This window comes from Brevibacterium sp. MGP-B1, assembly GCF_057766545.1.
On record NZ_CM173407.1, the window covers coordinates 2,066,385 to 2,089,228 of the forward strand.

General features: G+C 65.2%; 21 protein-coding genes. 5 read left to right on the plus strand and 16 right to left on the minus strand.

Annotation, left to right across the window (positions count from 1 at the left end; all coding sequences use genetic code 11):
* Positions 1–170: 170 nt before the first annotated feature.
* Positions 171–791, minus strand: a complete 621-nt coding sequence (locus AC3CD9_RS09440) for an HAD family hydrolase (RefSeq protein WP_488367383.1) — start codon at positions 789–791, stop codon at positions 171–173.
* A 174-nt stretch (positions 792–965) separates the two neighbouring features.
* Between AC3CD9_RS09440 and AC3CD9_RS09445 the strand changes: the two genes are divergently transcribed.
* Complete coding sequence (locus tag AC3CD9_RS09445; RefSeq protein WP_488367384.1) at positions 966–1,313, plus strand: PadR family transcriptional regulator; 348 nt, start codon at positions 966–968, stop codon at positions 1,311–1,313.
* Positions 1,310–2,281, plus strand: a complete 972-nt coding sequence (locus tag AC3CD9_RS09450) for an HAAS signaling domain-containing protein (protein WP_488367385.1) — start codon at positions 1,310–1,312, stop codon at positions 2,279–2,281. The genes AC3CD9_RS09445 and AC3CD9_RS09450 overlap by 4 nt, the downstream gene beginning before the upstream one ends.
* 56 nt (positions 2,282–2,337) lie before the next feature.
* On the opposite strand, the gene AC3CD9_RS09455 is transcribed toward AC3CD9_RS09450, so the two are convergent.
* The 7 genes from AC3CD9_RS09455 to AC3CD9_RS09485 form a co-directional block, all read right to left on the minus strand.
* Positions 2,338–3,615, minus strand: a complete 1,278-nt coding sequence (locus AC3CD9_RS09455) for a class I SAM-dependent methyltransferase (RefSeq protein ID WP_488367386.1) — start codon at positions 3,613–3,615, stop codon at positions 2,338–2,340.
* A 53-nt stretch (positions 3,616–3,668) separates the two neighbouring features.
* Complete coding sequence (locus AC3CD9_RS09460) at positions 3,669–3,950, minus strand: HPr family phosphocarrier protein (RefSeq protein ID WP_135808719.1); 282 nt, start codon at positions 3,948–3,950, stop codon at positions 3,669–3,671.
* Between the two features lie 121 nt (positions 3,951–4,071).
* The gene (gene ptsP / locus AC3CD9_RS09465) at positions 4,072–5,742 is read right to left on the minus strand and encodes a phosphoenolpyruvate--protein phosphotransferase (protein ID WP_488367387.1); all 1,671 of its coding nucleotides are present in this window, start codon (positions 5,740–5,742) and stop codon (positions 4,072–4,074) included.
* 38 nt (positions 5,743–5,780) lie between these two features.
* Positions 5,781–7,964: a PTS fructose transporter subunit IIABC gene (locus tag AC3CD9_RS09470; RefSeq protein ID WP_488367388.1), complete on the minus strand. Its 2,184-nt coding sequence runs from the start codon at positions 7,962–7,964 to the stop codon at positions 5,781–5,783.
* Positions 7,961–9,157, minus strand: a complete 1,197-nt coding sequence (locus AC3CD9_RS09475) for a 1-phosphofructokinase family hexose kinase (protein ID WP_488367389.1) — start codon at positions 9,155–9,157, stop codon at positions 7,961–7,963. The genes AC3CD9_RS09470 and AC3CD9_RS09475 overlap by 4 nt, the downstream gene beginning before the upstream one ends.
* Complete coding sequence (locus tag AC3CD9_RS09480; RefSeq protein ID WP_488367390.1) at positions 9,154–9,948, minus strand: DeoR/GlpR family DNA-binding transcription regulator; 795 nt, start codon at positions 9,946–9,948, stop codon at positions 9,154–9,156. Before AC3CD9_RS09480 ends, AC3CD9_RS09475 begins: the two co-directional genes overlap by 4 nt.
* A 315-nt stretch (positions 9,949–10,263) precedes the next feature.
* Positions 10,264–11,640 carry an MFS transporter gene (locus tag AC3CD9_RS09485; RefSeq protein WP_488367391.1) on the minus strand — a complete coding sequence of 459 codons (1,377 nt, stop codon included), beginning with the start codon at positions 11,638–11,640 and terminating at the stop codon, positions 10,264–10,266.
* 316 nt (positions 11,641–11,956) lie between these two features.
* Between AC3CD9_RS09485 and AC3CD9_RS09490 the strand changes: the two genes are divergently transcribed.
* The gene (locus AC3CD9_RS09490) at positions 11,957–12,367 is read left to right on the plus strand and encodes a universal stress protein (protein WP_139468937.1); all 411 of its coding nucleotides are present in this window, start codon (positions 11,957–11,959) and stop codon (positions 12,365–12,367) included.
* Here the strand turns inward: AC3CD9_RS09490 and AC3CD9_RS09495 are convergent.
* The gene (locus AC3CD9_RS09495; protein WP_488367392.1) at positions 12,339–13,313 is read right to left on the minus strand and encodes a GlxA family transcriptional regulator; all 975 of its coding nucleotides are present in this window, start codon (positions 13,311–13,313) and stop codon (positions 12,339–12,341) included. The two genes, AC3CD9_RS09490 and AC3CD9_RS09495, sit on opposite strands and share 29 nt — an antisense overlap.
* Positions 13,314–13,394: 81 nt before the next feature.
* Between AC3CD9_RS09495 and AC3CD9_RS09500 the strand changes: the two genes are divergently transcribed.
* On the plus strand, positions 13,395–14,711 hold the full coding sequence (locus tag AC3CD9_RS09500; RefSeq protein WP_488367393.1) for an APC family permease: 1,317 nt from the start codon (positions 13,395–13,397) through the stop codon (positions 14,709–14,711).
* Between the two features lie 95 nt (positions 14,712–14,806).
* Here AC3CD9_RS09500 and AC3CD9_RS09505 read toward each other — a convergent pair whose 3' ends face one another.
* The 5 genes from AC3CD9_RS09505 to AC3CD9_RS09525 form a co-directional block, all read right to left on the minus strand.
* On the minus strand, positions 14,807–15,604 hold the full coding sequence (locus AC3CD9_RS09505) for a 5'-nucleotidase, lipoprotein e(P4) family (protein ID WP_488367394.1): 798 nt from the start codon (positions 15,602–15,604) through the stop codon (positions 14,807–14,809).
* An 83-nt stretch (positions 15,605–15,687) separates the two neighbouring features.
* Entirely contained in the window at positions 15,688–16,779 is a 1,092-nt protein-coding gene (locus AC3CD9_RS09510) for a threonine aldolase family protein (RefSeq protein WP_488367537.1), read from the minus strand.
* A gap of 133 nt (positions 16,780–16,912) precedes the next feature.
* Positions 16,913–17,542: a P-loop nucleotide/nucleoside kinase family protein gene (locus AC3CD9_RS09515; RefSeq protein ID WP_488367395.1), complete on the minus strand. Its 630-nt coding sequence runs from the start codon at positions 17,540–17,542 to the stop codon at positions 16,913–16,915.
* Positions 17,539–18,879 carry an MFS transporter gene (locus tag AC3CD9_RS09520; protein WP_488367396.1) on the minus strand — a complete coding sequence of 447 codons (1,341 nt, stop codon included), beginning with the start codon at positions 18,877–18,879 and terminating at the stop codon, positions 17,539–17,541. The genes AC3CD9_RS09515 and AC3CD9_RS09520 overlap by 4 nt, the downstream gene beginning before the upstream one ends.
* On the minus strand, positions 18,876–19,538 hold the full coding sequence (locus AC3CD9_RS09525; RefSeq protein ID WP_488367397.1) for a bifunctional 4-hydroxy-2-oxoglutarate aldolase/2-dehydro-3-deoxy-phosphogluconate aldolase: 663 nt from the start codon (positions 19,536–19,538) through the stop codon (positions 18,876–18,878). Before AC3CD9_RS09525 ends, AC3CD9_RS09520 begins: the two co-directional genes overlap by 4 nt.
* A gap of 79 nt (positions 19,539–19,617) precedes the next feature.
* Here AC3CD9_RS09525 and AC3CD9_RS09530 point away from each other — a divergent pair, with 79 nt between their 5' ends.
* Positions 19,618–20,418, plus strand: a complete 801-nt coding sequence (locus tag AC3CD9_RS09530) for a DeoR/GlpR family DNA-binding transcription regulator (RefSeq protein WP_488367398.1) — start codon at positions 19,618–19,620, stop codon at positions 20,416–20,418.
* Positions 20,419–20,690: 272 nt separating this feature from the next.
* On the opposite strand, the gene sucD is transcribed toward AC3CD9_RS09530, so the two are convergent.
* Both sucD and sucC read right to left on the minus strand, forming a co-directional pair.
* Positions 20,691–21,587, minus strand: a complete 897-nt coding sequence (sucD, locus tag AC3CD9_RS09535; protein WP_488367399.1) for a succinate--CoA ligase subunit alpha — start codon at positions 21,585–21,587, stop codon at positions 20,691–20,693.
* An 18-nt stretch (positions 21,588–21,605) separates the two neighbouring features.
* Positions 21,606–22,775 carry an ADP-forming succinate--CoA ligase subunit beta gene (gene sucC, locus AC3CD9_RS09540; RefSeq protein ID WP_488367400.1) on the minus strand — a complete coding sequence of 390 codons (1,170 nt, stop codon included), beginning with the start codon at positions 22,773–22,775 and terminating at the stop codon, positions 21,606–21,608.
* Positions 22,776–22,844 lie beyond the last annotated feature (69 nt).

Here is a 22,844-nt window from a genome sequence, read left to right on the forward strand (position 1 = left end):
TGGCACATCCGGCAGCCATCCAAGCTACCCACACCTGCCATGCCTCAGGCCCTTCAAGAAGCCCAGGAATCAACAGCATCAACACCCCAGCAGACACTGCCAGCCCGAGGATGAAACCAGCCAAAGCACTGTTGTTCGCCATTTCATTCACTCCTGTTCAGTCAAGCCGCCTAAAGAAGAAACTGCTCTATCTCATCAATCGTCGACCGATTGTCACGGTGCACGATCGCATCCATGCCGACGGCACGGGCGCCTTCAGCACAGACTTCGTGGTCATCAATGAAGAACACGTCTCCGGCGTCAGCAGCCATCCGCTCAATCGCATTCTCATAGGCCTCCGGTTCCGGCTTGAGCAGACCGGTCTCGTGACTGTAGAGAATCGGGTCAAAGACTTCACTGAACCCGAACCGCCGTTCTTCCTCGCGCCGCGCCCCGTCCACTGAGTTCGACAGAATCGCCACACCGGCGCGTGGCCTCAGCGCAGCTGCAAACTCAAACAACTCTGCATTGAGACTCCCGCAGCACTCGCCCCACATGTTGGCCTGCATAGCCTCGATCAGGTTCGAATCCATCTCGAGCGCTCGACCCAGCTTCGACCAGTACACGTCCCGCGTGTCCGCTCTACGGTCGATGACCGGCAAGTCCGCCGCCAGAATGCGCGCCCGATACTCCTCCGCTGAGAATCCAGAGCGCTCCTGCCACCGGCGAACGAAAAGCTGTCCCCAGGTGTCATCATCAACGACCTCCAGCACTCCCCCGATATCGAAGAGCACCCACTTCCTCAAACTCATGAGGCAAGACTACCTACCGATGCTCGCGCTACGCGTGTGCCGGAAAGCCCAGGTTGAGGCGAATAGCCCATGTTCCAACGTGGGCTGCTCACCCTAAACCGTGCCGCGCACCGTGCCGCAACAAAAATACCCCGCCTCTTGTAATAGTGTGTGACACACACTATCGTGTGATGCATGAACGAGGATGAAGACAAGGCACTGGCCACCCACGAGCAGGAGCTGCGACGCGGCACCGTGGTCTTCGCCAGCCTCGTCGCCTGTCGACGGCCGCAGTACGGCTACTCGCTGCTGACGACGCTGACCGAAGCAGGCATCGCCACCGAGGCCAACACCCTCTACCCCCTGCTGCGACGGCTCGAGAAGCAGGGCCTGCTCACGGCGGAGTGGAATACCGAACAAGCCCGCCCGCGCAAGTACTACACACTCACCGACAGCGGCGCCGAAGTCGCCGCCGCACTGCACAGCCACTGGCTCGAACTCAACTCCAGCATCACCAAGCTCTGGAAGGACGGCACACCATGAGTGCGCTCACAGAAATCTACGTCGACAACGTCACCCGCCACCTCCCCGAAGACTCCCGGCCCGACATCGCCGCCGAGATCACCGCCACGATCGACGACATGGTCGACGCCCGCCTCGGCGAGGATGCGGACGCGTCCCCGGATCACACGGCGACCGTCGAACGCGAAGTCCTCGAAGAGCTCGGCGATCCCGTCGCGCTGTCGCGGGAGTACTCGAACTCTCCGCAGCACCTCATCGGCCCGAATTCCTACCCGCTCTATATCTGGGCGCTGCGTTGGGTCCTGCCCATCGTGGGTCTGCTCGCCGTGCTCACAAACATCGTGACCACCGTCGCCGTCTCCCCCGGAGTCCAGATCGGAGAGATCATCGGCAAGACGGCCGGCAACACGGTCATCGCCCTGCTGACCGCATTCGCCGTTATCACGATCATCATCGGTCTCGGCGATCGTGGAATGGACGGCGGCGCATCCGATTCGCTCCGGAAGCGGAAACCGGGCACGTGGACGGTCGATGATCTCGACCGACGTGATTCCCACGGCAAGCAGATCCGCGCCGAGGCGGGGCTCGGGCTGGTCTTCATCGTCGCCCTGGCAACGGTCCCGCTCATCCCGACGACCCTGCTCTACGTCGGCCACCTCAACGATGGGGAGACGTTCGTCAACCCCGACCTCGGCGTCGGCTGGCTGCTCGGCTACTGGGCCTTCCTCGCGCTCATGGCCGCAGTCGAGATCATCAAGTTCACGACCGCCTCGGCGAAACCGACCGTGGCCATCATCGGCGGGATCGTCGACATCGCCATGGCCGTCTTCCTCACCATCGCGCTGCTGACTCAGCCGGTCCTCCACCCCGAGCTCACGAACACCGGGAACGCCGACTTCCAGCAGATCATCACGGTCATCGCGATCTGGATCATCACCGTCTGGGATCAGGTGAGCACCTGGCGGATCTATCGCCGCAATCGTCGGTGAAGTTGTGCGATCGGGACGGCCACCAGCCGACCCGATCGCACAGCTGCTGAGAGATCTCAGTCGCGGCGGCTGGCGATGACCGTGAACTTCTTGTTCCGGGCCAGCTGCCGACTCGGTCCGATGATCGATTCGAGACGATCCCGGTAGCGCAGGTGCGAGTTGAACACCGTGAGCACCTGCCCGCCCGGCGCCAGATGCTCGGCGGCCGTGGCCATGAGCGCCGCGGCCGTCTCGGTCTCGATGGCCGTTCCCTGATGGAACGGCGGATTGAGCAGGATGACATCGAATTCGCCCAGGTTCGCGAGCGCCGGCTCTCCCGGATCTGCGGCATCACCGAGGATGATGTCGACTCCGACTCCGTTCGCCTCCGCTGTGGCCCTCGCCGAGGCGACCGCCGCCTTTGACACATCGACGCCGAGCCCCGTATTCGCCCCCGAGCCTCGCATGGCCGCGGTGAGCAGCCAGCCGTTGCCGCAGCCGAGGTCGAGCACAGATTCCGGCGCCCCGCCTGGGAGCAGTCCCAGCAGTGAGTCGATGAGCAGCTCCGCGCCCTCATCGCTCTTCGTCCCGGAGAAGCAGGCCCCATGAGCGCGGACTTCGAGCTCACCGACACCGCCTTGGGTGATCACCCCACGGCGCGGGAATTCCGGCAGGCTCGGCGAGGACAGGGGGCGGCTGCCGATGATCATCCGGTGCTTGCCGACCCCGGGAGAGACATCGACTCGGCCGAATCCGCGGGCGAGCTCCTTGTTGACGCCCCGGCTCATCGCATCGCTGCGGCCGATGACGATGATGGTGCTCGCCAACGGCTGCAGCACCGCGATCGTCTCGGTGAGCGCATTCATCGCCTTCGGAGCGTTGACGACTGCCCACATCTCCCCCACACCGAGTTCGGCCAGCCCCGCGATCTCATTGAGCTCGCTCACCGCCAGTACGGGGGCCGCTTCGGCACCGGCCTCTCCGGCGACTCCGGCGGATTCGCCGGCTCCGGCCAGGGACTCGACCGCTGCGGCCAAGGTCCGCGCCTCGTCGAGCCGGTCGTTGTATGTGCATACCTGCGTCAGCCGGCTGAGCAGGGTCGCCTGCAGACCGTGCGCATCGTCGACGAGGATGAGGTTCTCGGGGACCTCGGCGGAGAGTTCGGCGGTGACGAAGGTGCCTTCGGTGTCTCGGCCCGAGACGTCGAGGGCTCCGAGCCGGCGTCCGATGACGTAGTCGATGAGCATGCGCGCCTGGGGCAGGCCGGGCAAGTCGCTCAGCTGGGGCAATTCCGCCAGCAGATCCCGGCTGCGGTGGGCGGCGGCAGAGTCAGAGGGCAGCAGGGAGGCGGACATTCGATCAGTCTAATCCGAGCGGACCGGTCGCCGCCTCCTCGAGGGTGTGCCGCTCAGCCTTCGGCGTCGTGGTCGGTCTCGATGAGCTGCTTGAGGTTGGCCAATGCTTCGTCGGCTCCGTCACCCTCGGCGCGCAGAACGACCTTCTGACCGTATTCCGCGCCGAGGCCCATGAGGGAGAGCACGCTGGCCGCGTCGAGGGCATCCTCGGCCGGTTCGCCCTCCAGGGCGATGGTGATCTCGAGGTCATAGTCTGCGGCGGCCTCGGCCAGCAGTGCTGCTGGACGGGCGTGCAGGCCGACGGTGCTTCCGACTGTTGCGATGGTCTCTGCCATGAGTTGTCCTTCCTGATCAGACCGGCCGTGGTTCGACCTGCCCGGTGTTTCGACATTTCCTGTTGGTGGAGTCTGTGGTGGTGCTGAGTATGTCACGGGGTCACTCGCCCGACGGCCGGGCTCAGAGGCCGAGCTCGTCGAGGATCGGCAGCTCGGCTCGGACCGCGGCCTTCGCCTCACTCGGGCTGCGCGCCGCAATTGCACTGCGGGCGATCTGCTGTGCCCGCTCCAGGGAGACACCGGACAGCACCTCGGCGACGGCAGGCAGAGCTCGGGGCGCCATGGACAGGCTGGTGACTCCGAGGCCGACCAGCACGACGGCCAATGCCGGATCGGCCGCAGACTCTCCGCACACGCCCACCGACTTCTCCGCCTCAGCACCCTGGGCGGCGGCCATGCCGATGAGCTGCAGGACTGCCGGCTGCCACGAGTCGCTGAGTTCGGCCAGGCCGCCGAGCATGCGGTCGGAGGCCATGACGTACTGGGTGAGATCATTCGTGCCGAGGGACGCGAACTCGACTTCCTCGAGGATCGTGGCCGCCTGCAGCGCCGCCGAGGGGACCTCGACCATGACACCGGCGGTGGGGAGTCCTGCCGCACGGACGAGGTCTGCGAACTGTCGGGCCTCCTCGGCGGTGGCGATCATCGGAGCCATGACGTGGACGGTCACCGCATGCCTTGAGGTGGCGAGCGCGATCGCCTCGAGCTGACGTTCGAGGACTCCCTGAGCCCTGCGGCTGGTCCGGAATCCGCGTACGCCCAGGGCCGGGTTCGGTTCATCGGCGTCGGTGAGGAACGGCAGAGGCTTGTCGGCTCCGGCATCGAGGGTGCGCACGACAACCTTGTGATCATCGAAGGCTGCGAACACCTGCCCATAGGCCTCCGCCTGCTCCTCGACGCTGGGTTCGGTATCACGATCGAGGAAGCAGAACTCGGTGCGCAGCAGACCGACGCCTTCGGCACCGGCGGCTGCCGCTGCCCGTGCCTGAGCGCCGTCGCCGACATTCGCACGCAGCGGAATCCGGGTGCCGTCGCTCAGGAGACAGGGTCCGGTGAACGACTGCAGACGGCCAGCCGTCTCCGCCCATGCCTTGACGAGGCCGGTCTCCAACGCACCAGGTTCGGTGCGCAGGACTCCGGCACCGCCGTCGACGAAGACGGGTGTGCCGTCAGTGATCTCGCGGACGCCGGCGGCTGCGACCACGGCGGGAATGCCCAACGACCGGGCGAGGATGGCCGTATGGCTCTGCGGTCCACCCTCTGCGCAGACGAGTCCGACGACAAGCTCAGGATCCAGAGTTGCGGTGTCGGCGGGAGCGAGATCCGTGGCGATGAGCACGAAGGGCTCGGCCGCGTGTCGAATGCCGGGGGCCGGCACTCCACGCAGATGGGCGACGAGGCGGGCGCGGACATCGAGGACGTCGGCCGCGCGTTCGGCCATATAGCCGCCGAGCTTCTCGAACTGTGCAGCGGTCTCCGCGGCCACCGTCCAGATCGCGGTCTCCGCATCGGTCTCAGGCAGGCGTTTGATCGCCGTCTTCACCAGAGTGGGGTCCTTGGCCATGAGGGCGGTGGCCTTGAGCACGTCGCGGGCGTCCCCGGTGACGGATTCGGCGCGCTCACGCAGTTCGGCGTGGACGGCGGCCGAGGCCTCCCGGATCCTGTTCGCCTCCGCCTCGGGATCAACCGGGGCGGGCTTCGCCACGGGTGCGGACACGGGGTCGGGCATAGTCAGCGCCGGGGCGATGACCCGTCCGGGTACGACTCCGATGCCTGAGAATTCTGCGGACATCCCCATTCCTTCCTGTCTTGCCTCTTCGGTGAGAGCGTTCAGACTCGTGTGGCGTCAGCGTTCGACGATACCGGTTCGTCCCGCTGAGCCTCACCGGCCGGACCGGATCCGGTGGTCGAACCGGTCGACGCGGCTGCGGTTGTCGCCGGTGCGGACCGGTCGGCCGCCTCGGCGAGGCCTGCCGCTCCGCCCTTGCGGACAAGGATCTTGAGCGCGAGCACCAGCACGGCGCTGATGATCGTGCCGACGACGACGGAGAACAGGAACAGCAGGAACGAGTCGATGGCGAAGAAGACGAACACTCCGCCGTGCGGGGCCTGGCTGGTGACGGAGAAGGCCATCGTCATGCCGCCCGTGACGCCGGCACCGATAACCGAGGCAGGGATCACGCGCAGCGGATCGGAGGCGGCGAAGGGAATCGCGCCTTCGGAGATGAACGCGGCGCCGAGCAGCCAGGCGGCTTTTCCATTCTCCTTCTCCGCCTGGGAGAAGATGCGGGGGCGGACGGCGGTGGCCAGTGCCATGGCCAGGGGCGGAACCATTCCGGCGGCCATCACCGTAGCCATGATCTCCCACGGCACGGGGTTGTCGACGGAGCCGGCGGCGAGGCCGGCGACGGCGAACGAGTACGCGACCTTGTTGACGGGGCCGCCCAGATCGACGGCCATCATGGCGCCGAGGATGAGCCCGAGGACGACAGCGGCGGTTCCGGTCATCGAGCTTAGCCAGCTGTCGAGACCCTTGGTCAGGGCACTGATCGGTCCGCCGAGGACCATGAGCATCAGGCCCGAGGAGACGAGGGAGGCCACCAGCGGGATGATGACGACGGGCATGAGTCCGCGCAGCCACCTCGGTGCGGCGAAGGAGCCGATCCAGTGCGCGATATAGCCGGCGAGGAGTCCGCCGATGATGCCGCCGATGAACCCGGCGCCCATGAGCACGGCGACGGCGCCGACGGTGAAGCCGGGAGCGATTCCGGGGCGGTCGGCGATGCCGTAGGCGATGTATCCGGCCAGGGCGGCGACGAGGAAGCTCATCGACAGGTTGCCGATCTGGAAGGCCACGGCGCCCAGGTAGGCGCCGACAGGCCCGAGTGCCAGGTCACCGTATTCGGTGGGCAGGTTCCACAGGGAACTGCCGAGGACGATGTCCTCGGCGTAGTCGGGGATGTCGAATCCGCCGAGGAGGAACCCCAGTGCCATGAGCAGACCGCCGGCGGCGACGAAGGGGATCATGTAGCTGACACCGGTCAGCAGCACGCGCTTGAGGTGGGCGCCGATGCTTTCGCGAGAGCCGGACTGTGTTTCGGAGGAGTCGTCGGCGGCGTGAGCGGCGGCCAGCCTGCGGCCGTTGGGGGCGTCCGCCTCGGCGAGGGCGTTGCGAATGAGGCCCTGCGGATCATCGATTCCGGCCTTCACCGGCACCTGCACATAGGGTTTGCCGGCGAACCGCGGCTTGTCGCGGACGTCGACGTCGACAGCGAAGACGACAGCATCGGCGGCATCGATGACGGACTGGTCGATCGGAGTCGTGCCGCTCGATCCCTGGGTCTCGGTGACGACGTCGACGCCCATCTCGGCTCCGGCCTGGGCGAGGGCGTCGGCAGCCATATAGGTGTGAGCGATTCCCGTCGGGCAGGCCGTGACGGCGACGACGCGGCGGGGGTGGTCGGTCGAGGAGGCGGCTGCTGCGGTGGGGGTCGAAGCGGCACCGGCGGTGGTTGCGCCGGTGGGGGCCGCCTCGGTGCTGGTCTGCTCTTCGGGCGTCTCACGTAGGCCGAGTGCGGTCTCGACGAGGTCGACGACTTCCTGCTCGGTCGACGCCGCACGCAGGGAGGCGACGAAGTCCTTCTTCACCAGCGACCGCGCGAGTTTCGACAGGAGCTTGAGGTGGTCCTTCCCGGCGCCCTCGGTGGCGGCGATCATGAACACGAGGTCGGCGGGGCCGTCCTTGGCACCGAAGTCGACAGGCGGGTTCAGACGAGCCATTGCGAGGCTCGGTTCGGTGACCGCCTCGGTGCGGGCGTGCGGGATGGCGATGCCGCCGGGAACGCCGGTCGGGGTCTTCTCTTCGCGGGCGATCGCCGCGGCCGCCAATCCGTCTGCGGAGTTCGCGCGGCCCTGTTCGGCGATCGTGGCGGCCAGAGCGCGGATGACAGCGGACGACTCCGTCCCCTGATCCGCGTCGAGGATCACCAGTTCTGTTGTGATGAGCGAAGTCATCGTGCCTCCTCGGCTTCGGGGGCTGTGCCCTCATGTCGGTGGGAAGTGTCGTCGGTGTACGTGTCTGTATGTGCTGAGGGACTACCTGTCAGCGGTGCTGCGGGTGTCTCAAGCAGCGTCACGGTCACCGCGTCGGTCCGGGCGTCCGCCGGGCTCGGCACCCCGGTGCCGCGCAGCCGGGCGGCTGCGGCTCCGTAGGCGACGGCTCGGGCCAGGGCCGCAACAGGTTCACGGCCGCCGGTCAGACCCAGCAGGTACCCGGCAAGGGTGGAGTCGCCCGCGCCCACGGTGCTCACGACGTCCATCGGCGGATGCTGGGCATGCCAGGCAGCGTCCGGCTGGGCGAGCACTGCGCCGCCGGCGCCCAGGGTCGCAAGGATCGATCGTGGGCGGGGGCCGCGCGCGTTGAGCAGGGTCGATGTGGCGCGAGCCGTGAGCTGCGGTGAGGATTCCAGTCGGTCGGCGATCGTGTGCAGTTCGGCGGTGTCGAGGGGTTCTGCGGTCCCAAGAGCTTCGGTGGCGTCGCGAAGGCCGGCGGGTTGGTGCGGCTCGGCGGCCTCGCTTGGATCAGAATCGTCGCGGAGGCCGGAGCTGTGCAGGAGGCCGGCGGCGCAGAGGAGCTCGGCGAGCTCTTCGGCGTTGGGTTTGATGAGATCCGGTGAGGCTCTCAGGGCTGCAGCCAGAGGAGCACCGGAGGTGTCGACGGCGATCAGCGGCGGACGATCAAGCTGGCGGATACGTTCGATCGCGCGGGCGTAGAAGTCATCGTCGACTCCTGGAGGCAGCGAACCGGCCAGGACGACCCAGCTCGCACCGACTGCCTGTTCGGCCACGAGGTCGAGCAGTTCGTCCTGAGTCCGCGGGCTCAGAGGCGAGCCTGGTTCGTTGATCTTCGTCGTCGTGCCGTCGGGTTCGGTAACGGTGATATTGGACCGCAGCGGTGTGCCGGTGGGAACCGAGCGATGAGCCAGTCCGATCGCGTCGAGTCCGGTGAGCACCGGGTCATCGACGTCTCCGGGCAGGACCGCAAGGGTGTCACGGTCGGCGGCCGCCACGGCGCGGGAGACGTTGACTCCCTTGCCGCCGGGCTGCTGTCCGGCCCAGACGGCGCGCTGCACCTGTCCTCGGAGTACCGGACCGGACAATTCGATGGTGCGGTCGAGGCTGGGGTTGGCTGTAAGGGTGAGGATCATGGAGTGACGACCTCGACTTCCGCAGTCTCCAGATCGGCCGACAACGGCTGTTCCGGCGCGTCGTCGGTGATGAGGATGTCGATCTGGTCGAGTTCGGCGAATCGCACCAGGGAGACGGCATCGAACTTCGCGGAGTCGGCGAGCACGGCAACTCTGCGTCCCGAGTGCACGAACGCTGACTTCGTCGCCGCCTCGTCATGGTCGGGCGTGGAGACACCGTCGCCACTGAGACCGTTGGTGCCGAGCACCGCGAGATCGACCCGGTGGCCCTCGATTGCCGTGATCGTCTGTGGTCCGACCATGGCCCGGGTGACCGGGCGGAATCGGCCCGGAAGGACGAAGATCTCGATGCCGGGCGCACCGGCCAGGCTGTCGATGGCGGACAGGGAGTTCGTGATGACGCGCAGCTGTCGCGGGGTCTGTCCGGCGACGAGGCGGTCATGGGCTTCGTCGGCGATCGCGCGGGCGAAGGCCGCACAGGTCGTGCCGCCGTCCACGGAGATGCTCATCGTCTCCTCCAGCAGGCTCAGCGCGGACCGGGCGATCGATGTCTTCTCATCGAGGTTGTGGATCTCGCGGTCGTCGAAGGCCGGCTCTTCGAGGCTGTGGGGACGGCACGGCACTGCTCCCCCGTGGACGCGCTGGAGGGCTCCGGCCTTTTCGAGGGCGGCGAGGTCGCGTCGAACGGTTTCCGTCGTGATGTCGAAATCGGCGGCCAGATCGGTGACATTGACCCGGCCCGCTTCGCTGACGAGCTCAGCGATGCGTCGTTGCCGTTCTTCAGCGAACACGTCCGGCCCTTTCCTTCGCGCGGCTCATCGTCGATACAGACGAACAGTCGCGTGGCTATCTGTTGGTTTGACCGATCTTAGGACTCCATTCACATATCGTCAATCACATTCCAACATATATCCACTAATTCCCACATCGAGGTGTGGTCGACCGAGCAAGGCGGCTCAACCGAGGCGGCGGGGCCGATGAATGACGAGTGCCCCAAAACTCAGCGTTCTGGGGCACTCGTCATTCGCGGTCGGGGTGGGCCACCTCGGCGAAGGGATCAGCGGACCGGGTAAGCCGCCTCGGTGATGGGATCAGCCGTCGGTCATTCAGCTGCCGATGCGTTTGTACGCCGAGGAATCGGCGTTGTCGATCGTCGAGTGTTTGCGGTTGTCGTGCATGAAGGCCACGGCGACGAAGCCGACGATCGCGATGACGACGACGTAGACGGCGAACCAGGTGCCGATTCCGGCGCTGCGGAACCACAGGGCGACGTATTCGGCGGAGCCGCCGAACAGCGAGTTGCCGATCGCGTAGGTGAAGCCGACGCCGATTCCGCGGATGTGGGCGGGGAACATCTCGGCCTTCACGATTCCGGAGATCGAGGTGTACATGCTGATGAACGCCATGGCGATGACGATGAGAATGCCGGCCGTGACGACGGAATCGGCCCTGCCGATCATGCCCAGCAGCGGAATGGGCAGCGCGATCATGCCGATGACGAAGATGAGCATGTTGTTCTTGCGGCCGATCTTGTCCGAGATCTTGCCGGCGATGGGCTGCATGACGACGAAGATGAGCAGGCAGATGGTCATGAGGTCAGCGATGGAGCCCTTGTTGAACACGGCTTCGCCCGGGGTGCCTTCGTTCTGCAGCAGCAGGAACTTCTGCATGTAAGTGGTGAAGACGTAGAAGACGAGCGATCCGACGCTGGTGATGCCGAGGACGACGAAGAAGGCGCGCGGGTGGCGCAGCACTTCGCGGAAGCTGCCGGAATTCTCGTCCTTGCGGGTGTCCGCCGAGGTGGTCTCCTCGAGTCCGCGACGCAGCCACAGGGAGACGATAGCGGCGGCGGCGCCGATGACGAAGGGCAGTCGCCACCAGCCGGCTTCGATCTGGTCGGTGCCCAGAGTGTGGGTCATGACGACGGCCAGCAGGCTGGCCAGCAATTGGCCGCCGATGAGGGTGACGTACTGGAAGGAGGAGTAGAAGCCGCGTTTGCCTTCGGTGGCGACCTCGGACATGTAGGTGGCGGTGGCGCCGTATTCGCCGCCGACGGCCAGGCCCTGGATCATGCGCACGATGAGCAGCAGAATCGCGGCCCAAGAGCCGACGACCGCGCTCGTGGGCAGCAGCGCCATCATCAGCGAGCCGGCGCACATGAGCAGAATGGAGATGAGCATCGAGTTCTTGCGCCCGAGGCGGTCGGCGGCGCGGCCGAAGATGTAGCCGCCGATGGGACGCATGAGGAAGCCGACGAAGAAGACTCCGGCGGCCTGCATGAGGGACAGTGCTTGGTTGTCAGCGACGAAGAACTGGTCGGCGAAGTAGACGCTGAAGAAGGCGTAGATGTAGAAGTCGAACCATTCGACGAGGTTGCCCGACGATGCCGCCATGATGGCCTTGACCGTCTTCCATTCCGACTTCTTCTGCGTGTGGCTCTCACCGGCTTCCGCCTGGCCGAGGTGCGTGTTCTGATCTGTCAATGCTTCTTCTTTCTCACTCTTACGCGGCGCCGGGAGCGCCCAGGTCACCTTACTGCCGCATCGACGGAACCGACGATTCGGTCGGTAATTGAGATCTGGGGTCGGAGGCCCGATTCCGCGCGGTTCCCGGGCAGTTCTCGCGCGGATACGGAGCAGAAATCGTTCGATGGTGACGGTCCCGCTTCTGGCGAAGTGAGGAAGATCTCAGCCGAAGCTCCCCGTTTCCCTCGTCGCAGAGTGAGCTGCCGCCCGTCCGAACAGGGCGGATATGCTACTAATTGAGAGAGCTTCGTCCAATGTCGCACCAGGAGAGATCATGACAATCCTCGTCGGTTATTCCCCCTCGCCCGAAGGCAAGGCCGCTGTCGAATTCGGCATCGAGCAGGCCCGCGCATTCGACGATGTCCTCGTCGTGCTCAATGCCGGAATCGGTGAGACCCCCGACGAGCGCGGCGTCGCCACCAGCAAAGACATCGAGGAGCTCAAGGAGACGCTGAAGTCTTCCGAGGTCTCCCACGAGATCCTTCAGTTCCTCCGCGGCAATGATCCCGTCGAAGAGCTCCTGGCCCTCGCCGAGGCAACCGCCGACACACGCATGATCGTCATCGGTTCGCGTCGCCGCTCCCCCGTCGGCAAGCTCATCATGGGGTCGACGGCGCAGCGCATCATCCTCGACTCCGACGTCCCCGTCGTCTCCGTCAAGGTCGATCGACGGAAGAAGAAGTAACCGCGGCGAAGGACTCCCGGTACTGCGAGGGGCTCGTCCCGACGAGGCGATGGAAGTGCTCGCGCAGTTGGGTCGCCGAAGAGTAGCCGACTTTCCGACCGATCGTCTCGATCGACAGATCGCTGACCTCCAGCAGCTCCTGCGCCGCACGGGTCCGCTCCTGAGTGATCCACTGCAGCGGGGTCGTTCCGAGCTCCTGCCTGAAGCGACGTCCCAGCTGCCGCACGGAGACGTTCGCGTGGCGGGCCAGGGCCGCCGCGTCGATGTTGTCTCCGAGGCGGCTCGCCGCCCACTCGAGCGTGGCCGACAATCCCGTCGCCCCCGCTTCCGGCAGCGGCCGGTCGACGAACTGCAGCTGGTTTCCATGACGTGTGGGAGCCGCGACCATCCTCCGCGAAATCAATCGCGCGGTCGTCGCTCCGATCTCACGTCGGACGATGTGCAGACAGGTGTCGATGGCGGCGGCGGTGCCTGCGGCGGTGACGATCTGTCCCGCGTCGGTGAACAGGTTGGCTTCGACGACGTCGATGCGGGGGAACTCGTGTGCCAGTTGGTCGGCGAACAGCCAGTGGGTGCTCGCCTGACGCCCGTCGAGCAGGCCCGCGCCGGCAAGCAGGAAAGCACCGCTGCACAGTGAGACGATGACTGCTCCCTCCGTATGGGCTCGACGGAGGGCTGCCCGTTCCGCCTCGGTGCCGGTGTGAGGCAGACTGGCGCTGACGATGACGACATCGGCTCCGATGAGGCCGTCGAGTCCGTGCGTGGATTCGATCCGCACTGCGGAGACGTGCTTCGTCTCCAGCCAGCGAGGTCCGTCCGCCGAACACACACGGAAGTCGATCGGCGGCGCCCCGACCTCCGTGCGATCGATCCCGAAGACCTCAGCCGTGACGCCGAATTCGAAGAGGGAGAGACCGTCCCGGACGAACACTGCTGCAGTGAACATCTGTCCAGTATGGCCGAAAACCGGTGAAATGTGTCGTTTCAGCCACTCGTGGTTTTCGGTAATCGGCGGTTGAGTGGACTCATGACTTCACGACGCCCCTCTTCGACCTCGGTCGCAGCATCGCAATCGTCTGCGTCGCGGTCCCCCGGCGGGCAGCCGACGGGATGGGCCAGAATCCGGTCGCTCGGGCCGGGCGTTGCCGCAGGTCTGGCATCCGTCGTCGGCGCCGGTCTCATTGCTGTGCCGGCCGCTGTCCTTCATGAGTCGGGGGCCGCGGCCGCTCTCACCTGGATCATCGCGGCACTCGTCTGCCTGCCCATGCTCATGCTCTTCCGCGACACCGTCGTCGTCTCCGGGCACAGCGCCGACCCTCTTCGCGAGACGATCAGGACCGGGCTGGGACGTCATCCCGCGGCGATGGTCCCCCTCATGTTCTCGATGGTTGTGGTCGTCGGACTGCCCTCGGGGTCCGTGATGGCGGCGCGGAACCTCGCAGCCATCATCGACGTCGACGTTCCAGAGATCGCGATCGCCTCCAGCCTCATGGCCTTTGCCGTCGTCGTCAATCTGCGTAGTCGGTCGCTCGGCAGCACTGTCGAGCGCGTCGGGGCGGTGGTCCTCGTCATCGCCATCGTCACAGTCGTCGCCTGGTCTCTCATCCACCCGAGCAGAACGCCGGACGTCGTCCCCGACGTGTCCGAACTGGCGCTCATCCCTGCCGGTGCGCTCATAGCGTTCTGGGCGTTCATCGGTTTCGAGAATCTCACCTTCCTCGCCCGAGAGTTGCCGGATCCACGGCGTGACTTCGCCCCGGTGGCGATCATCTCGCTGGCACTTCTGCTGGTGCTCGTGCTCGCGCTGACCTTCGCCGTTCAGGCTCAGTCGGGCCAGGTCGATCCGGTCACCGGAATCGTCGACGCTCTGGAGTCGACGCCGTGGGGAGCAGCGGCCGCAGGCATCCTGGCGGTCATGGGGATCCTGGCGATTGCGCTCAATGCCGTCGCCTGGACCAGGGGCGTGGCCACCATCATCTCTGCGGCGGCGAACGAGCGGATTCTGTCGCAGTCCTTGGCCGTCAGCTCCGGTGAGACACCGCGTCGCGCCATTCTGGTGCTCAGCGCCGGATTCACGGTGTCGCTGGTGATTCTCCTGGTGAGGCCGGATCTCGTCGTCGATATGATCGTTGCGGCCAGCGGCGTCTTCGTCATTATCTACATCATGTGCATCGTCGCCTACATCCGCACCGTCGGACCGCGGGTGTGGAGTGTGGCCAATCTGGCGCTTGTCCCGCTCATGGCGTGGTCCCTCATCTCATCAGGTCCTCGCGCGATCTTTCCGGTCGCGGTCTTCCTCGTCGCCGGTGCGATCACGCTCGCCCGGGTCCGGCGCCGCGTTTGAGGTCGGACCGGGGCCCGACCGAGCGTCCGGTTCCGGGCTTGATTCCGCTTCGTGGCGACGCTCGTCCTCGGCCCTCCGTGCGGATCGGCGCGTCCTCAACCGTCCGAACGTACCGGGGCGTCCCATTCGTCGAGGTCGGATTCGCTCCAGTCGCCGTAGGTCGGGTTCGGCAGGATGATCCATTCGGTCCCGAACTTCGCACGATTCTTCTCGATAAGATCACGCTGCTCGTCGACCGACGTGTCTTCGAAGGCACCGTCGAAATCGTGGAGGGTGTCTCCGAGCTGCATGAGCAGCGTGTGGTTCGATTCCACCTTCGCGCGGCGTTCGTCCTTCGGTGGCCCCAGCAGCATCACATGCTCGTCGTCGATCTGCGGGAGTCCGAGCTCTTCAAGAGCCGCGACGTTCTCGGCACGATTGTCTTCTGTCCGGTCCGACACGTAGTAGATGTCGACGTCGAGCTCATCGGCGTGCTGGAAGAATTCCAGAGCCCCGGGGATCATGTGCGGCTCCCCGTTTTTCTCCCAGTCGTCCCAGGTGTCCCATCCGCTGAAGTCGTGGCACTTGGCGATGTCGCGAGCCAGCAGTTTCGAATTGTCGATGGCAGTCTCGTCGAGATCGGTCATGATGGCCAGATCCTCATCATCTGAAGCAGCAGCGACCGCTCTGTCGAGCTGGCGTGTTGCCATCTCGTAGGTCTGCCCCTGCAGAGCTATGGCTTCGGCGCTCTGCTGCTGCCATTTCACACCCATGGTGTATTTCGAGACGTCGCAGTCGTCCGAAGACTCAGCAGTATTCTCCCCGGTGCTCGGACCCGAATTGAGAATGTATCCGACGACTCCGATGATGAGCACGAGCAGAACTGTCAGGGCAGGAACGAGCGCCTTCTTCATCCATCTTCTTTCTTCAGTGGTGTCAGTTATTCAGCAGAAATCTGTTCTTCAACGGCTGTCCTCGCTGGCCGGCGGCAGCTCTCTCAGTCACCGACGATGGCGGCAACGAGGGCGTCGACGTCCTCTCGTGTCGTGTCGAAGGCGCACATAAGGCGGACGATGTCCTTCTCCAAGGGCCAGCCCGCGAAGGCGAATTTCTGCCGAGCACGAGCGGCCACCTCGGCGGGCATCCGGACGAACACGACATTCGATTCGACCTTCTGCACGATTTCGAGTCCGGGGACACGCCCCCGCCCGGCCGCCTCGGCGAGAGTGTCGGCAAGGTACCGGGCCATCTCATTGGACCGGGTGGCGGAGTTCCGCCACAGGTCGCCCTCGTACAGGGCGTTCAGCTGGGCGGAGAGGAAGCGCATCTTCGAGGCCAGCTGCAGGTTCATCTTGCGCAGGAACCGCAGTCCCTGGCCGATCTCCGGGTTGAGGACGACGACCGCCTCGGCGCCGAGCAAGCCGTTCTTCGTTCCGCCGAGGCTGACGATGTCGACTCCGGCCGCGGTGGTGATGTCGCCGAGGCCGACGGCGAGGTGGGCGGCCGCATTGCCGAGTCGGGACCCGTCGACGTGGAGGATCATGTCGTTCTCGTGCGCGGTGGACGCGATCGCCGCGATCTCGTCGGGAGTGTAGGTCGTGCCCCATTCGGTGGACTGTGAGATGCTCACGGCCAGCGGCTGCGCATTGTGTTCGCTGCCGCGGCCGATGATCGCACCCGTGATGGCCTCGGGAGTGAGTTTGCCATTCTCGGTGGCAGCACCGATGATCTTGAGTCCGCCGACCTTCTCCGGGGCGCCGGTTTCGTCGTAGTTGATATGCGCCGAGGCGGCCGTGATCACCGCTGCCCACCGCGGCAGCGCCGACTGCAGGGCGAGCACGTTCGCGCCGGTGCCGTTGAAGACAGGAAACGCCTGAGCCTCGGGCCCGAAGTGGTGGGCCATGATGTCTTGGAAACGCTGTGTCCACGGATCTCCGCCATAGCCGGGCGTATGGCCGACGTTGGCCTCGGCGATGGCGGCGATGGCCTCGGGGTGGACCCCGGCCCAGTTGTCGGACCCGAAGTTGCGCGGGTGCGCCTCGGGGCTGGTGTCGACGGGTGGGGCAGCGGTGCCGGTGTCGGAGAGTATGTCCGCGGGGTTCGTCGACTGCGCTGTCTGATCAGTTTTCTGAGAGTTCACATTCTCAGATTAGACCCTCCTCAGTGAACGTACTCAACATTGGGGTCCGGGACCTGCGGCCCTGTGCCACTGGCAGTCGTACTCAACACCGGGGATTGCACTCGTCACCGTCGGTCGTCGTCATCATCCGCTGTCTCTCGACCTGGGCGATGACTTCGGCCCGGTGGAACCCGTGGCCCCCGTTGTCGACGTGCACCACCGTCGCACCGGTCCACCGGCAGTCGACCGCCGATGCTCGAGTCCAGAATTCGTCCCAGTTCTCGAGCTTCCAACGATCACGCGAGAGTCCGCGGGCCTCCACCCGCCGGCGCACAGACTCTCCGTCGACGGCGACTCGCACGACGATCCACTCCGCGTCCGGCCACCCGTGTGCACTGGCGTTGGCCGTGAGGAAGTCAGCCTCGGGCAGGTAGCGGCCGAAAGGAGCATCCAGGACGACGCTGCGCCCCAGACGCAGATTGTCCCCGGCAATCGCCAGCAGCGTCTGGTATTCGAGGTCCATCACCCGGTCTTGATAGACAGGGTTGTCGTCGCGTCCTGCCGGATCAGTGCCTGCGATCTCGAGCAGCGCCTCGGTCAGTGGCCCGCAGACCACGTCCTTATCAAGGAAGACCGCCCCGAATTCGGCGGCAAGCGCCTTGCTCACGCTCGACTTCCCACTGCCGGCGGGACCGATGACGATGAAGACCTGCGGCCGCTGTGCCTGTCTCAATGCGCCTCCCGGCTGCGATCCTTGACGAAGAAGCCATAGGAGATCGCACCGACGATGAGCAGAATCGCGCCGACGAGGAAGACCGAGTTGAAGTTCCCCGTCGTGTCGACTAGCCAACCGGTGACGACCGGGGCAAGAGCGGCGCCGATGAAGCCGCCGAAGTTCTGGATCGCACCGAGGGAGGCGACCTGTTCGCTCGGAGCCACATCCGAGGCCAGCGTCCACAGGCAGCCGATGGGCACCTGGGAGAAGAAGTAGCCGAGGCTGAGGAGCGCGATGATCAGCGGCACGTTGTCGACGTAGGCCGTTGGGAACACCGAGGCGGCCGCGAGGACCGCTCCGCCGACGATCGGCACCTTCCTGGCCACGATTGCGGGACGGCCCCGACGGATGAGGACGCCGGAGAACCACCCGCCGGTGAGCACGCCGAGGACACCCATGAGGAAAGGCAGTGCGGCGAGCCATCCGGTCTCCTGCAAGCTGAATCCGAGGTCGGTCTCGATGTAGCTCGGCAACCAGGTGAGGTAGACCCAAACCGTGTAGAAGATGCCGAAGGCGCCGATGATCATGAAGTAGGTGTTCGGTTTGGTGAACAGCGTTCCCCAACCGACTTTCTCGGCTCCTTCAACGACTGTGTCCGCCTCGGCTGTTGTGGCCTCGTCGAGCTGTTCGGCGATCTCATCGGCGGAGGCGTCTGCGGAGTCGTCGCCCTTGAGGATGTGCTCCTCACGAAGTGTCGGATCCCGGTAGATGCGCAGCCAGATGAGCATGACGATGATGCCCAGGGCACCGACGACGATGAACATTCCGCGCCAAGACATGGTGAGCAGCAGGAAGGTCAGCAGCGGCGGAGCCAGGGCATTGGCGATCTGGGAACCGGTGTTGACGAGGGCGATGGGGAATGCGCGTTCCTTGGCAGAGAACCACCGTTCGTTGACCTTGAGGCCGGCAGTGAAGAACGGAGACTCGGCGACGCCGAGCGCGACTCGAAGTGCGTAGAGCAGGCCGAAGGAGTTCGCGGCCGCAGTGACCATACCGACGAGCGACCAGGCCCCGGAGGCGAAGGCGAACATTCTCTTCGCCCCGAACTTGTCCACGAGGTAGCCGGCCGGAAGATTGGCGATCGCATACGGCCAAGAGAACGCCGAGAGCAGCAGACCCATCTGGGTGGCACTGAGATCGAACTCCTCGGCGATGGTGGAGTTGCCGATGCTCAGCGTCGACCGGTCGAGATAGTTGACGATTCCGCCGATGACGAGGAGGGCGACGAAGATCCACCTGATTCTGCGTGGGTTGGTCGACTTCGCAGCACCCGTCGTTTTTGCAGTCGTGCTCATCCTTGAGCTCCTTTTTCACGTGCATCGGCGATCGCCTCGAGCATTGTCCGCGCGGCTTGGGTAACGTCTCGGTAGTCACCGCCGGACTTGGCCGCCTTGGTGACATAGCTGCCGATGCCGATCGCGGCAGCACCCGCGTCAATCCACTCACCGACGTTGTCCGGATTGGCACTGCCGGCCGGCAGGATCGGTGCCTGGGCCAGCGGCGCCCGGACAGTCTTGAGGTACCCGGGGCCGGAGATCTCCGTGGGGAAGAGTTTGACGATGTCAGCACCTGCGCTCAGCGAATCGACCACCTCGGTGGGGGTGAACGCCCCACTGATACTCACGGCCTGGTAGCGGTTGGCGACCTCGAGCATTCCGCGGTCGAGGTTGGGACTCACGAGCAGCTGCGCGCCTGCCTCGATGCAGGAGTAGGCAGCCTGCGCATCAAGCACGGTACCGGCTCCGATGACGACTCCCTGGGAGGCAAACTCCTCGCTCAGCGCACTGATGACGCGCTTTGCGCCCGGCACGGACAGAGTGATTTCGAGGGCGCGGATGCCTCCGGCGATTGCGGCGCGGGAGACCGCGAGGGCGTCGTCCTCCGAGTCGAGACGGACGATGAGGACTGCACCGGTGTCGTGGATGGCTCTGAGAGCCTCGAACTTCGTTAACATATTCACGCACCGTATCACACGGATTCACATTCTGTGATCTTCGATGTGAATCCGTGTGCACCATTGGTACGCTGGTCTCGTGCCCCCACTTTCGAAGCCCGCCACTCCGCTCATCCCTGACCAGAGACAGCAGGAGATCGTCGAACTGCTCCGCGCTTCGCGGGTGCTCAGCGTTCGAGAGCTCACCGACAGGCTGCAGGTCTCGCATATGACGGTGCGCCGAGACATCAGTGCGCTCGAAGAGGCCGGTCAGGTCGAGTCCGTTCACGGCGGGGTGCGACTGCTCGGCACGCGTGGCCAGGAGACCCCTGTCGAACGCGCTCCCCGCACAGAGCTGGAAACCCGGGCCAAGCGGGCGATCGCACGCGCCTCGGCCGCTCATGTCCGTTCGGGTTCGACCGTCTTCCTCGACGCGGGCACCACCTGCGAGGCGATCGTCGAACACCTCACGACCATCGCCGACATCACCGTGGTGACCAATGACTTCCTCTCGGCGACGAGGCTCATGGACGAGAAGATTCCGGCGATCCACACCGGCGGAACAGTCGACATCAACAGCGGGTCCTCGAGCGGGCCTCTTGCCGCGGCGACCCTGGCCTCGCTTTCGATCGACACTGCGTTCCTCAGCGCCGGTGCTTGGGATCTGGACCACGGCCTGACCACCTCGGAGACCGACAAGCTCACGCTCAAACGCGCAGCGCGGCAGGCCGCCCAACGCACGATCCTCGTGGCCGACTCGACGAAGTTCGACACCCATGCTCGGTTCAAGGCAGTGGCGCTCGACGAGCTCGATCTCATCATCACCGACGACCGTCTGTCCGAGCCTGACCGGAAGCGCCTCGAGGATTCGGGCGTGCGCATCGACTGCGCGAGGCTCTGAGCACCATCCCACACCTTTAGCTTCACACTGCACCTTTGCACCGGTGTGTTTTGCCACTGACGGTGATGGATAGTGCAGCACCTGTAGGAGAAGCCAGAGAGGGTGCCTGATGCCGAAGCACCTATAGAAGCAGCCGGCAACAGTACGTCGTGGCTGAAAAACAGAAAGACGTCGGGCCAGGACTGTTTGAACAGTCCCGGCCCGACGCCAGAGTCTCAGAAACCCAGAGTCTCAGCGGCTCCACGAATCAGCGACTCAGATACTCAGCACCTTCAGCCGAGGAGTCCGCGCATGAGCTCGGCGGTCTCGGTCGGGGTCTTGCCGACCTTGACGCCTGCAGCCTCGAGGGCTTCCTTCTTGGCCTGAGCGGTTCCCGAGGAGCCGGAGACGATGGCACCGGCGTGGCCCATTGTCTTGCCCTCGGGAGCGGTGAAGCCTGCGACGTAGCCGACGACCGGCTTCGTCACGTTCTCCTTGATGAAGGCGGCTGCGCGCTCTTCGGCGTCTCCGCCGATCTCGCCGATCATGACGATGGCTTCGGTCTCCGGATCGGCCTCGAATGCTTCGAGCGCATCGATGTGTGTGGTGCCGATGACCGGGTCTCCGCCGATGCCGATGGCGGTCGAGAAGCCGAGGTCACGCAGTTCGTACATCATCTGATAGGTCAGGGTGCCGGACTTCGAGACGAGGCCCAGCTTGCCCTTCTTCGTGATGTTGGCCGGGATGATGCCGGCCAGCGACTCACCGGGGGTGATGATGCCGGGGCAGTTGGGTCCGATGATGTGGGTGGCGTTTCCGGCCGCCTGCGCACGGGCCCAGACCTCTGCCGAGTCCTGCACCGGGATGCCCTCGGTGATGATGACGAGCAGACCGATCTTGGCGTCGATGGCCTCGATCGCGGCGTCCTTGGAGAACGCCGGCGGCACGAAGGCCACGGACACGTCGGCACCGGTGGCTTCCATCGCCTCGGCGACGGACCCGAAGACGGGGAGTTCGACCTCGTTGCCGGCCTGGTCGTTGTGCTTCACAGTGGTGCCGGCCTTGCGGGCGTTGACACCGCCGACGACGTTCGATCCGGCGGCGAGCATGCGGGCGGTGTGCTTCGAGCCCTCTCCGCCGGTGATGCCCTGGACGATAATCTTCGAATCGGAATTCAGGAAGATAGACATTGTTGTAAAGACCTTTCCTTACTTGGCAGCAGCCAGTTCGGCGGCCTTGTCGGCTCCACCGTCCATCGTGTCAGTGAGCGTGACGAGCGGGTGCGCGGCCTTCTGCAGGATGGCGCGTCCCTCTTCCACGTTGTTGCCGTCGAGGCGGACGACGAGCGGCTTGGTGGCCTGGTCGCCGAGGATCTCGAGGGCCTTGACGATGCCGTCGGCCACGGCGTCACAGGCGGTGATTCCGCCGAAGACGTTGACGAAGACGGACTTCACCTGATCATCGCCGAGGATGACGTCGAGTCCGTTGGCCATGACCTCAGCCGAGGCGCCGCCTCCGATGTCGAGGAAGTTCGCGGGCTTGACGCCGTTGTGGTTCTCACCTGCGTAGGCGACGACGTCGAGGGTCGACATGACCAGTCCTGCGCCGTTGCCGATGATTCCGACCTCACCGTCGAGCTTGACGTAGTTGAGGTCGAGCTTCTTGGCCTTGAGCTCGAGCGGGTTCTCTGCGCTGATGTCGCGCAGCTCCTCGTGCTCCTTCTGGCGGAAGTCGGCGTTGTCGTCGAGCGAGACCTTGCCGTCGAGGGCGATGATGTCGCCGGCACCGGTCTTGACCAGTGGGTTGACCTCGACCAGGGTGGCGTCTTCCTTCTCGAAGACGGTCCACAGGCTGGTCAGCACGGGGGCGACCTTCGCGGCGGTGTCGGCATCGAAGCCGGCCGCCTCGGCGATCTCTGCTGCCTTGGCAGCGTTGATGCCGTCGATGGCGGAGACGGGGATCTTGGCGAGCGCTTCCGGACGTTCCACGGCCAGCTGCTCGATCTCCATGCCGCCTTCCTTCGAGCACATGGCCAGATAGGTGCGGTTGGACCGATCGAGGAGGACGGAGAAGTAGTACTCCTCAGCAATGTCGGCACCCTCGGCGATCATCACCTTTTCGGTGATGTGGCCCTTGATGTCGAGTCCCAGGATGTCCTTGGCGCGAGCCTCGGCCTCATCGGGGTTCTTGGCGACCTTGACGCCGCCGGCCTTTCCACGGCCGCCGATCTTGACCTGCGACTTGACGACGACGACACCGCCGCCAAGATCTTCGGCTGCCTTCTTCGCTGCTTCTGGCGTCGTCGCGACCTGGGCCTTGAGCACGGGCACTCCGTGCTTCTCGAACAGGTCACGTGCTTGATACTCGAAAAGATCCACGTGTTTTCCTTCGTTTCTGCTGCCGGGTGGTTGGCCCCTGCAGGTTCGTTGACGGATGCAACAACCAAG